This window comes from Pantoea vagans (assembly GCF_001506165.1).
Classification (GTDB): domain Bacteria; phylum Pseudomonadota; class Gammaproteobacteria; order Enterobacterales; family Enterobacteriaceae; genus Pantoea; species Pantoea vagans_C.
Window position 1 is genome coordinate 2,335,588 of the sequence record NZ_CP011427.1, and the last position, 11,833, is coordinate 2,347,420.

General features: G+C 52.2%; 11 protein-coding genes. 5 read left to right on the forward strand and 6 right to left on the reverse strand.

What is annotated here, in order from left to right; all coding sequences use genetic code 11:
* Window positions 1-141: 141 nt before the first annotated feature.
* The gene (locus LK04_RS10870) at window positions 142-309 is read left to right on the forward strand and encodes a general stress protein (protein ID WP_059109824.1); all 168 of its coding nucleotides are present in this window, start codon (window positions 142-144) and stop codon (window positions 307-309) included.
* Between the two features lie 120 nt (window positions 310-429).
* Here LK04_RS10870 and LK04_RS10875 read toward each other — a convergent pair whose 3' ends face one another.
* The gene (locus tag LK04_RS10875; RefSeq protein WP_039334794.1) at window positions 430-933 is read right to left on the reverse strand and encodes an AAA family ATPase; all 504 of its coding nucleotides are present in this window, start codon (window positions 931-933) and stop codon (window positions 430-432) included.
* Window positions 934-1,038: 105 nt separating this feature from the next.
* On the opposite strand from LK04_RS10875, the gene LK04_RS10880 reads away from it, so the two are divergent.
* Together LK04_RS10880 and msrA are read left to right on the forward strand one after the other, a co-directional pair.
* Complete coding sequence (locus LK04_RS10880; RefSeq protein WP_197063360.1) at window positions 1,039-1,605, forward strand: flavin reductase family protein; 567 nt, start codon at window positions 1,039-1,041, stop codon at window positions 1,603-1,605.
* Window positions 1,606-1,670: 65 nt separating this feature from the next.
* Window positions 1,671-2,207: a peptide-methionine (S)-S-oxide reductase MsrA gene (gene msrA, locus LK04_RS10885; RefSeq protein WP_039334791.1), complete on the forward strand. Its 537-nt coding sequence runs from the start codon at window positions 1,671-1,673 to the stop codon at window positions 2,205-2,207.
* Window positions 2,208-2,252: 45 nt separating this feature from the next.
* Here msrA and LK04_RS10890 read toward each other — a convergent pair whose 3' ends face one another.
* Genes LK04_RS10890 through LK04_RS10900 form a run of 3 tightly spaced genes read right to left on the reverse strand, consistent with a single transcriptional unit; the run spans window position 2,253 to window position 4,825 of the window.
* On the reverse strand, window positions 2,253-3,032 hold the full coding sequence (locus LK04_RS10890; RefSeq protein ID WP_052206175.1) for an ABC transporter ATP-binding protein: 780 nt from the start codon (window positions 3,030-3,032) through the stop codon (window positions 2,253-2,255).
* On the reverse strand, window positions 3,029-3,790 hold the full coding sequence (locus tag LK04_RS10895; RefSeq protein WP_039334786.1) for an ABC transporter permease: 762 nt from the start codon (window positions 3,788-3,790) through the stop codon (window positions 3,029-3,031). The genes LK04_RS10890 and LK04_RS10895 overlap by 4 nt, the downstream gene beginning before the upstream one ends.
* Before the next feature lie 12 nt (window positions 3,791-3,802).
* Window positions 3,803-4,825, reverse strand: coding sequence for an ABC transporter substrate-binding protein (locus LK04_RS10900; RefSeq protein WP_039334783.1), 1,023 nt, complete (start codon window positions 4,823-4,825; stop codon window positions 3,803-3,805).
* A 256-nt stretch (window positions 4,826-5,081) separates the two neighbouring features.
* Here LK04_RS10900 and LK04_RS10905 point away from each other — a divergent pair, with 256 nt between their 5' ends.
* Window positions 5,082-6,701: a sensor histidine kinase gene (locus LK04_RS10905; protein ID WP_039334781.1), complete on the forward strand. Its 1,620-nt coding sequence runs from the start codon at window positions 5,082-5,084 to the stop codon at window positions 6,699-6,701.
* Complete coding sequence (gene dcuR / locus LK04_RS10910; RefSeq protein WP_039334778.1) at window positions 6,698-7,417, forward strand: two-component system response regulator DcuR; 720 nt, start codon at window positions 6,698-6,700, stop codon at window positions 7,415-7,417. The genes LK04_RS10905 and dcuR overlap by 4 nt, the downstream gene beginning before the upstream one ends.
* Here dcuR and LK04_RS10915 read toward each other — a convergent pair.
* Both LK04_RS10915 and LK04_RS10920 read right to left on the reverse strand, forming a co-directional pair.
* The gene (locus tag LK04_RS10915) at window positions 7,411-8,373 is read right to left on the reverse strand and encodes an FAD:protein FMN transferase (RefSeq protein WP_039334774.1); all 963 of its coding nucleotides are present in this window, start codon (window positions 8,371-8,373) and stop codon (window positions 7,411-7,413) included. The two genes, dcuR and LK04_RS10915, sit on opposite strands and share 7 nt — an antisense overlap.
* A gap of 100 nt (window positions 8,374-8,473) precedes the next feature.
* Window positions 8,474-11,254 carry a flavocytochrome c gene (locus tag LK04_RS10920; protein ID WP_039334771.1) on the reverse strand — a complete coding sequence of 927 codons (2,781 nt, stop codon included), beginning with the start codon at window positions 11,252-11,254 and terminating at the stop codon, window positions 8,474-8,476.
* Window positions 11,255-11,833 lie beyond the last annotated feature (579 nt).

Consider the following 11,833-nt stretch of genomic DNA (forward strand, 5'->3'; position numbering starts at 1 on the left):
AAACTTGATATTATCAACGTGATACCTTTTTATTCAGCCGTCGCGCTTGAAGCGATGTATTTCGCAATTAAAATTAAAGATGCAAAAGCACATGATGTGTTTTCCCATCATGTTAATGATCACGCATCAAGAGGCAAGACCATGGCTCAACATAGAGGCGGTTCAGGTAACTTTGCGGATGACAAACAAAAAGCGTCTGAAGCAGGTAAGAAAGGCGGCCAACAGAGTGGCGGCAGTTTTAAAGACGATCCACAAAAGGCCTCAGAGGCAGGTAAAAAAGGTGGGAAAAGTAGTAACAAAGGATCCTGATGATTCACCTTGATAATTACCGGACCGGGAGCAAGGAACGCTCCTCACCCACATTTTTTATTATGCTCATTCAATCCGGGCGATACCTCTTCTCCCACGCCCTACACCGTTCAATCGATGTTAACCGTGCACCACCACATTAAACCCTTCATCCGCGCCCGGTGCAGTAAAGTAGCTGCTGATCAGCTCAAACTGCGCATCCGTCGCCGTAAAGTCGTGGCTGCCTTCTGCATTGCGCGCGTGTAAACGGCTCTTGCACAGTGCATCCGGCACATCAAGGAAATGCAGTTGATGTTCTGCCTGCGCACTCTGGATCACCGCTTTCATCCACTGGCGTTGACTCAAGGTGTTGGCTGGGAAATCCAGCACCACCGATACGCCACGTTGCAACAACGCGATTAAATGCGGCGTCATCGCATTGCGCAGTTTGCCCGCACAGCGCACGTAATCAGCAACATCCTGCATCTCTTCTGCAAATAAATGCGCCAGCCAGGCATCTTCGCTGATGATGACGGCTCCATTTTCTTGTGCCAGTTGATGCGCCAGCGTCGATTTTCCCGCAGCAATTTTGCCGCACAGCAGATGTAAGACAGGACGAGATGTGGACACAGACGCAGATTCCATTAACCAGCTCCAGATAAAATGACGCTCTACCATGCCGTGAAATGCCGGTCCAGTAAAGTCTGGCAGCTACACTTACTTTATCTCTGTTAAAAAAGGAGACGCATGATGAGCCAACGCCTGCATAAAATTGACTTTCCGGTGAGCAAGGCGAGGAAATATCTGGAGCCCGGTCCGGTGGTGTTGCTGAGTTCGCAGTTTGAAGATCAGCACGACATCATGACGCTGGGCTGGCACACCATACTGGAGTTCTCCCCCTCCCTGGTGGGTTGCATGATCGCCAGCGGCAATTACAGCCATGAGTTGATTCGCCACAGCGGCCAGTGCGTGATCAATGTGCCATCCGCTGATCTGGTCGATAGCGTGGTCGCAATAGGCAACAGTCACGGCGATGGTATCGATAAGTTTGATGCCTTCAAACTCACCCCCGAACCCGCCAGCGTGGTCAACGCGCCGTTGATCGACGAGTGCTTTGCCAGTTTTGAGTGCCAGCTGTATGACGACTCGATGGTGAACAACTACAGCTTCTTCATCTTCGAGATCGTCAAAGCCCATGTTGCCGAGCAACCGGAATTTCCACCCACCCTGCACTACACTGGCGAAGGACGCTTTACCATCATGAGCAATAGCGTGCTCGATAAACACCGCGATTTTAAGCCAGAAATGTTAATTTGAGTCTGTTGAAATCGCACCCGAGCGCCCTCACAGTATTGCTTTCGACCTGACAGGAGTAAAAAACAATGGCAACCGAATATGCGGTGATCGCCGGTGGCTGTTTCTGGTGTACCGAAGCAGTGTTTAAAGATGTGATTGGCGTAGAGTCAGTCGAAAGTGGTTACACCGGCGGCGAGCGCCCGAATCCAACCTACGAGCAGGTGTGCAGCGGTGCAACCGGTCATGCCGAAGCGATCCGTGTTGGTTTCGATCCCGAGCAGGTGAAGTACGGCGATCTGCTGGATATCAGCTTTGCGACACACGATCCAACCCAGTTAAACCGTCAGGGCAACGACGTTGGCACGCAGTATCGTTCTGCGATCTTCCCGGCTAACCCAGAGCAGGAAGCAGAGGCGATTGCCGCCATTGCCCGCGCTCAGGCCGATCTCAATGTGCCCGTGGTCACCACCATTGAGCCGCTGAAAGAGTGGTACCCGGCAGAAGATTATCACCAGGATTACTGGGATGGTGCCGGCCAGCGCAACGGCTACTGCATGGCGGTGATCCCACCGAAACTGCAGAAGCTGCGTAAGAGCTTTGCTAACCGCGTGAAGCAGGGTTAATCCCTCACACATGCACAACGTCCGACGACGTTGTGCATGTTCACGCTACCCCGCCATCTCCCGTTTAAACACCGCCAGCGTGTGCGCTTTAACTCTGACAAACTCCGGGTCACTCATGATTTCTGCCGTACGCGGACGCGGTAGTGCAAAAGGCACGATTTCAGCCACGCGCGTCGGCCGACGCGTCAGCAATAAAATTTCATCCGCGAGAAAGACCGCGTCCTCCAGATCGTGCGAAACAATCAGCATCGTCACGCCAGTCAACAGCTGGACCTGCTGCAGTTTGTCACGGATGAACAGCGTCATCTCAAAATCCAGTGCTGAAAACGGCTCATCCAGAAACATCACTTCTGGCTCAGTGGCCAGCGCACGCATGATGCACACCGTCTGTTGTTGCCCACCCGAAAGCTCATAGGGATAGCGCTGCAGGTCAAAACGGATGTCAAACATCTCCGAGAGTTCACTCACCCGCTTTTTCACCGCCGCAGACTTCATACCCTGGCGCTTTAACGGATAGGCGATGTTCTGCCAGGCGGTGAGCCAGGGAAAGAGCGCGTCACGATAGTTCTGGAATACATAGCCAATATTGGTCTCGGCGAGGGTTTTTCCATCGAACAGGATTTGCCCACGATCGATCGGAATCAGTCCGGCAATCATATTCATCAAGGTCGATTTACCACAACCGTTGGGGCCAAATATCGACACAATCTTGCCTTTCGGCAGATCAAGATTGAGATCCTGATACAACGGTTGACCCGCAAAGCTTTTATCCAGCCCGCGAATAGTGACATGGGTATTAGGTTGCGGATATTCCCTGTTTCTCATGCTTTGCCACTCCAGTGCACGCAGCGTTTCTCAATCAGCAGAAACCCCAGATTTAACAAATAACCAAAGGCACCGGTGATCAGAATCGATGCATACATGTCTTTGATATTGAATAATTGCTGCGCATCTATGATGCGATGGCCCAACCCCGTTTCAGAACCAATAAACATCTCTGCGACAATGACGATGACCAACGCCATAGAAACGCCAGTGCGCAACCCCACGAACGTTTGCGGCAGGCTTTCCATCAACATGATGTCTTTAAATACGTGCCAGCGTGAAACGCCCATCACCTGCGCCGCCATAATGCGGGTCTTTTTCGCATTCATCACCCCGTAGGCGCTGTTGAACAGAATCACTAACACCGCAGCAAAGGCGGCAATAGCAATCTTGTTGGTATCGGTAATACCGAAAATCAGCATGAATAGCGGGATTAACGCCGAAGATGGCGTTGAGCGGAAGAAATCCACCAGGAATTCGACGCTGCGATAAAGCCGTTCACTGCTCCCTAGCATCACGCCCAACGGCACACCGATAATCGCGGCCACAATAAAGGCCATCAGCGTGCGATACAGTGTTGCGCCGATGTCCTGATTCATACTGCCATCGGTCAAAGCTCCCAAGAGATAACCCAAGGTTTCCCCCGGAGAGGGAAGCAATACCGGATTAAGCCATTTGGCACTGACCGCCGTTTGCCATAGCAAAAAGAGCAGTATCGGGCCAATCAGGGGGATCAGTTTGGATCGCCATTTCAGCATGTTCGCTTCTCCTTAAGCTTTGTAGATCAAGGGTTCAACCTGTAATGGCTTGCTGAAAATTTTGCGTTCCGCGAACACGTCATAAAACTTCTGGAACCATTGCAGGTTGTCACCGGTAAGCTGGTCATACATAACGAACCCTGGTAACGGCACTTCTTTCACTAATCCCGCTTCAATGCCGGTATAGCCTGCCACATATTGCCGAGCCTCTTCTGGCTGCTGTTGAATGAACTTCACGGCTTCGCCATAGGCATTGATAACCTGCTGTGCACGCGCCTTGTCCGCGTTAATAAAACTGCTGGTTAGCGCCGCGGCACCGCCAAACCACGGAGCGTTGGCATCACCGAGTACATATTTGGCGATCACGCCGGTTTCCAGAACCTTACCCATGCCTTTCATCCGCGCCACGGTCCCGGTCGGTTCCAGCGTGTAGACACCGTCAATTTGTCCGGCGGCCAGTGACGGTGCATGCTGTCCAACAGGCAGCTCAATCACTTTGGTGTCGGTGAAACCGTTTTTCTCCAGAATGATTTTTGCCATGGTAACGTTTTGGATGCCCGGACCACTGGCAATACGTTTACCCTTGAGATCGCTGATGGATTTTGCCGTGCTGTTCATCGGCACAAGGAACTCATCCAGCACCATTTTTTCATTTGAGGGGTTAGAGCAGATAATTTTGAACAAGTCTGGGCTGGTAATCGCCCCCAGGCCCAGCGCGCCGGTTGCGGTGCCGTTGGCACATCCATGAATGCGACCGGTGATCATCGCTTCAACCACTTGTTGCGGGCTGGCAAATTTAACCGCCTTGACATTCAACCCAGCTTGTTTGAAGAAGCCCTTCTCAATACCGGCGTATAACGGCAAACCACCCACAATCGGCCAATAACCAATCAGAATTTCATCATCTGCTGCCAGTGCCGCTGTACTGCCTAACACGCCACTGAGTGCGACACCGCCGAGTGCCAGCATGGAATATTTCATCATCTGACGACGCTGTGCGTTGATGTTCTCTTTATCATTATCATTGTTACGCATGTTTACCCCTCCAGGGTGATTGACTGGTATGCGGCCTTGTATACAAGCCATCAAAACCTATGCAGATGTCGTGCCAATCACAATTGAACCGTGGTGAGGGGAAAAGGTGTTAACAAAGGGGATTAAGCGAAAATTATTGGTGCAACCTACGCACCACAGACGCACATCGCGTGGCAACTTCAGGTCCTTGTGAGTTTATGACGACCTTTTTACATTTAACCGTCATAATAGCCCCCTCTTCTTTCAGGGAGCGACAATGAGCACGCCACAGCCTGTAACACCCGCACGTAAGCGCCCAATGAAACTCAACACCCTGGTGACACTGATGCTCAGCGCAGTGATCGTGCTGGTGCTGCTCAGCGTGCACATGTTCTATTTCTTTCAGATTGGTGCCGCTACGCGAACGCAGTTGGAAGAGAAAGCGATGGCCGTGGCGCGTACACTGGCCAAATTGCCGGAAATACAGCGCGCGCTGGTACTACCGCCCAACACCACCGCGATCCAACCTATCGCCAGAGAAGTGCAGCAGAGCAATCATCTGCTGTTTGTGGTGGTGACCAACATGGACACCATTCGCTATTCGCACCTGAATCCTGAGCTGATTGGCCAACACTTCATAGGCAATGACATTGAACCTGCGCTGCTGGGTCACGAGAACGTCTCGGTGAATCAGGGCGTGCTGGGGCGTGCGATGCGCGTTTATACCCCGGTTTATGATGCACAGCATAAACAGATTGGTGTGGTGGTAGTGGGTATATCACTCAGTGCCGTTGCCGATCAAATCAATGAGAGTCGCTGGAGCATTCTTTGGACCATCCTGATCGGCACCGTGGCGGGCGCAATTGGCACCTTTATTTTGGTGCGAGTACTGAAACGCATTCTGTTTGGCCTGGAACCGTATGAAATTTCCACCCTGTTCGAGCAGCGCCAGGCGATCCTCAACTCGGTGAAGGAAGGCGTGGTGGCGATGGATGACCAGGCCGAAGTGACGCTGGTCAATCAGGCAGCGCGCACCTTGCTCAACAACGCCTTGGCCAACGGCAACGTTAGCGGTGATGCGTCCGTGATTCATGACCATCTGCAAGCGGTGCTGCACAGCGGTCGCGCACGGCGTGATGAAGAGTTAAATGTGAATGGCCGATTGCTGCTGAGCAATACCGTACCGGTGCACAGCCAGGGCCGCATCATCGGTGCGGTCTGCACCTTCAGGGATAAGACCGAAATTAGCCAGTTGATGCAGCGTCTGACCGGCATGGTAAACTACGTCGATGCGCTGCGTGAGCGTTCGCATGAGTTTATGAACAAACTGCACGTGATTCTTGGCCTGCTGCACATGAAAAACTATACGCAGGTCGAAGCGTATATCCTGAAAACAGCCAATAATTATCAGACTGAGATTGGCTATCTGCTGGATAAAATTAAGTCACCGGTCATTGCTGGTTTTCTGCTCAGCAAGATTAATCGCGCTTCGGATTGCGGCCATCGCCTCACCATCAGCGATGCCAGCTTCGTGCCGGATAGCGGCAATGAAGATCAAATGGCGGCCCTGATCACCGTGATCGGCAATCTGGTGGAGAATGCGATTGACGCGCTCAGCGAGCAAACCGAAGGTGAAATTCACCTGATGCTGCACTATCAAAACGGTTGGCTGGCCTGTGAAGTGAGCGATGATGGTCCGGGCATTGAACCGGAGCACCTTGCCACCATTTTTGACAAGGGCTTCTCGACCAAAGGTGAAAACCGGGGCGTAGGGTTATTCCTGTTAAAACAACAAACAAAAAACCTCGGTGGCGGTGTGAGTGTTGAATCAGAACCTGGTGTGTTTACGCAATTCTTAGTACAACTTCCCTGGGATGGAGGAAATAAATCCACATGATCAATGTGTTAGTGGTCGATGATGACGCCATGGTTGCCGAACTGAACCGATCGTTTATCGGCCAGGTACAAGGCTTCAACTGCTGTGGCACGGCTTCAACCCTGAAGCAGGCCAAAGAGTTCCTGTTTAATAGCGACACCCCGATCGATCTGGTGTTGCTGGATATCTACATGCAGCAGGAAAATGGCCTCGATCTGCTGCCTGAACTGCGTCAGGCGCAGAGTGCGGTGGAAGTGATCATCATCTCTTCTGCGGCCGATGCCGAAAACATTAAAACCTCGCTGCACTATGGCGTGGTGGATTACCTGATCAAGCCATTCCAGTTCCCGCGTTTCGAAGAAGCACTGACCAGCTGGCGCCAGAAGAAGTCGCTGATGGATAATCAGCACTATTATCAGCAGTCCGATGTTGACCTGTTGATTCACGGCAACCCGGCCACCCAGCATGACAACAAGCGCCTGCCGAAAGGCTTAACGCCACAAACGCTGCGCACGCTGTGCCAGTGGATTGATGCGCATCCCGGTCATGAGTTTTCCACGGATGAACTGGCAGCAGAAGTGAATATTTCCCGCGTGTCTTGCCGTAAATACCTGATTTGGCTGGCGCAGATTAATATTCTGTTTACCAGCATCCACTATGGCGCCACCGGCCGTCCGGTGTATCGCTATCGTTTGCAGCCGGAATACCATTCACTGCTGCAACAGTACTGTCAGTAACGTAGCTGCCAACTAAAGTCGCGCTGCTGGAATCGGAAGTGGCGCGGCGAAGAGCAGATGATCTGTCGATCGCGTGTGACAAATATTGCATCAAGCTCGGGTTGGTCGGCAAGATACGCCAGCCCTTGCTCCACGCCCATGCCATACAGCAAGGTGGTGTAGATATCACCATCCAGCGAACGATCGGAGATCACGGTGATGCTCAATAGCTCGTTATCCAACGGATAGCCGGTGTGCGGATCGAAGATGTGATGCCAGCACTTGCCGTCCAGCTCGAAGTAACGCTCATAAATCCCCGATGTCACCACCGATTTGCCCTGCACCTGCAACACCCCTAACAGCTCATCCCCGGCAAAGGGTTTTTTCAGGCCGATACTCCAGCCCTGTGGTTCATGTGGGGGAGAGCCAAGCGTCTGCACGTTACCGCCGAGATTAATCAACGCCTGCGTGACACCCTGCTGGCGCAAAAATGCCTGCACCACGTCGGCGATATAGCCTTTGGCGATGGCCCCGAGATCGATCTCCATGCCTGCTTGTTGCAGAAACACCGAGCGGTCCTGCTCATTGAGGATCACCTGGTGAGGATCGGTCAGCGGCAATAGCGCGGCAATCTCCTCTGCGGGGGGAATTTCACGCCCCTGAAAACCAATCTTCCAGCGTTTCACCACCGGACCAATGGTGAAGTTGAAGGCGCTGCCCGGGGAGATGCTCACAGCATGCGCCACGCTAATCAATCGAAAGACCGCCTCACTGACGCGCACCGGATGGCGACCAGCAGCGTGGTTAATCGACATCACTTCGGATTCGGTACGGTTGACCGTGAACAGGTTTTCCTGCTGTTTGATAAGTTGAAAAACCTGACGCGCTAAGGTGGGATTGTCATCGAAGAGTTTGAGCAGAATGGGGGAACCCATTAGTACGGCGGAGTAATTGTAGATGCCGGCGTCAGTTGACATTTTAGCCTCATGAAAGCGGCCAGGTGCGCATCAATGCGCACCCTACAAAACACCGCAATGAACTTTGTAGGGTCACCATTTATGGTGACCTCCAACTTGCTTAGTGACCTAACGCCAGTTTAGCCGCATTGTGGCCAGCCTTGATACCGAAGATGATGATATCCGCCACTGCGTTACCGCCAATACGGTTCGCGCCGTGAATCCCGCCGACCACTTCACCGGCCGCCCACGCGCCCGGAATCACCTGTTTCTGCGCATCCAGCACTGAAGTGTCGGTGTTGATGGTAACGCCACCCATGGTGTGGTGCACGCCCGGGGCGATGCGAATGGCGAAGTACGGTCCTTGATTCAGCGGATGACGCAGCGCGGTTTTGCGCCCGAAATCTTCATCATCCTGCTTCGCCACGAACTCGTTATAGCGACCGAGCGTGGTTTGCAGCGCTTCCTGATCCATGTTGAGTTTGACCGCCAGCTCGTGCGGGGTTGGTGCACTGATCACAAAGCCTTTGGCGATATACTCGTCGGCCGCTTTATTATTAGCACGCACCTGCTCATCGAACACGATCCACGCGCTTTTCTCTGGCAGCGCGATGATCTCAGCAGAGACTTTGTCACGCGTTTCCATTTCGTTGTAGAAACGCTTACCGGCCTGGCTGACCAGAATCGCACCGCCGCCGCGCATCGCTTCAGAGATCAGGTAAGAAGTGGTCTGTTCAACGGTTGGGTGAATCTGGATCTCACCCATGTCAACGGTATCCGCACCGATTTTCTGCAACATGGCGATGCCGCTACCTGTGGCACCTTTGTGGTTAGTGGTAACAAAACCATCCAACTCAGGGCGATATTTCACCACCATCTCACGGTTGGCGCTGAAGCCGCCAGTGGCGACAATCACGCTTTTCGCGTTGAGGATACGGCTGTCGTTATACTCATCCACCACTTTCACGCCGGTCACAGCACCGTTTTCCACCAGAATCTCAGAGACTGAGGTTTCCAGCAGCACTTCGATTTCGCGCTTATTGACGTTCTTGACCAGACCGCTGATCAGGAAGCCACCGACCGCAGAACGATCTTCGGGGCGGTGCGTACGGTCAATGCTCATCCCGCCGGTGATGGTGATATCGCACAGTTCGATATCTTTCGCCGCCAGCCACTCAATCGCTTCCGGCGCTTGCTCCACAAATTCACGCAGCAACACTGGGTTGTTTTTGAACTTGCCGCCTTTCAGCGTCTCTTCGTAGAACAACTCTTTGCTGTCTTCGATACCCTTCAGTTTTTGATAGCGGGTTTCTGCCGCGTTCATACCCACTGAAGCTTTAATGGTGTTACCGCCGATGGTCGGCATCTTCTCAATGATCACCACGCGAGCACCGTCGTCGTGCGCCTGAATGGCGGCTGCCAGACCTGCACCGCCGGTACCAATCACCACCACGTCGTAATTGACCGGTGCGTTCGGGTTGCCGCCCTCCTCAATCACATACTCTTTGTTGGAAGTGGTCATGGCGCGAGACACGGCTTTTTTCAGCGCCTCACTCTGGGTAGTGGCACCGGTGATGGCATCCACGTGTGGGCTGTTGGCCACCAGGATGCGTTCACGCAGGCTTTCAAAGGTGCTGGTGAAGTCGACGTCCAGACTTGGGTCCGGCACCAGTGAGATGTCGGTGATACGGTCGGTATCCAGCGTGACGTTGATTTTCAGCTTCAGCGCTTCGGCTTCGACTTTCGCCTGATAGACGCCCGCTTTGTATTTACGATGGCCATCGCTGACGTCGCGGATCATCGCATCCACCAGCGAGAAGCGCCACAGGGGCTCTGGGATCGTCAGCGCTTCACGCTTGGTGCTGTCGATGTAGAGATCCATGTGCTCGTTTTTAATGATGCGGTCGGCCCAGTCAGGGTAAGCAATACAGGCTTTACCGACGGCAACCAGATCAAAGCCGTGCTCCAGTGCGTTCTCAGCATCTTCTTTATTGACAACGCCACCCACGCCAATCACCGGCACTTTCGCCAGAGTCGCAGAGCGTTCAGCCAGATATTTGGTGATCAGTGGCGTTGGATCTTTGGTATCGACAATGGAGGGACGCAGCAGTTGGCCCACGGAGAAGTGCACATAATCCAGACCGCGCGCGGCCAGTTTTTCCAGCAGGTACATGGTGTCATCCCAGCGGATGCCGGGCACTTCCAGCTCTTCCGGTGAGAAGCGATAGCCGATAATGAAGTCAGCAGCGGCAAAGCGATCCGCCATTTTATGGGTGATTTCCAGCACTTCCATTGGGAAACGTGCGCGGTTGTCGCGGCTGCCGCCCCATTTGTCATCACGCTGGTTAGAGTTAGGCGAGTAGAATTGCTGTATCAGATAGGTGTTGGCACCGTGGATTTCGACACCGTCGAAGCCCGCTTTGATGGCACGGTTCACCGCATCACCAAACTTAGTGATCATCACGTCCACTTCTTCCGCCGTCAGCGCTTGCGGTTTAGTGGCCCCCTCACGTGGTGCAGCAATGGCGCTGGGTGCAACAGGGGTTTTACCGCCAATCAGCGCCGGTTCGACCATACGGCCGCCATGGTAAATCTGCAGAATGGCTTTAGAGCCTTCAGATTTGATGGCATGGGCGATTTTTGCCAGGCCGGCAATTTTGTTGTCGCTATCGATACCCAAGGCACCCGGGAAGGCCGGGCCTCGGTTATCAATAAAGCAGCATTCGACAATTACCGTACCGATGCTGCCCGCGCGCACGCGGTAATACTCGACGAGGTCACTGGTGACACCGCCGTCAAAGTAGCCGGTACAGGTGGTCATGGGTGCCATCACCAAACGGTTTTTCAGCACCGCACCTTTCGGTAGCGTAAGCGGGTTAAGGATGGGGGTGAGCTTATTCATAATGAGCAACTCCAGAATTAAGAAATTGTGTATTCAATTCTTTTGCGGTTCGGAGCAATTTTATAATTATTTGAGTGGTCCGATTTCATGGCGTAAATATACCATTTTCTTTAGTTACATAACCCAGATTGTTAGTTATATAAGTTTTACGTTTAGAAATAGAATTTGATGCTCATTGCTGTAATTAGCGCTCCGCTAAGTTTTAACCAAGACTTGACAAAAATCAACTTTTTACTTACATTTAAAACAAATCCAGTACTATCATAAAGATAAAACCACTCACCCTGCCCCATTTCGCTTGATTTTTTGCGTTTCGCTCGCCGCAGACGCTTAATCCACAGCAGACAGAAAATTAAATAAAAAGCAAAAGCTAAAAATTAAAAAAGAGTGCATATTTTTTATTGATCTAGATCAAAATAGATATTTTAATTAATCGCATCATAGCTGCATTCAATTGATAATTCGCGTATCGAATTTGCAAAGCAATGTTTCATTAAAGAGCAACTTTAAATTGTCCTGGCCACGCATGTTGAGACTAAAAAAACAGTGTGTCCCTGACGATCAATCGCATTCTCCATA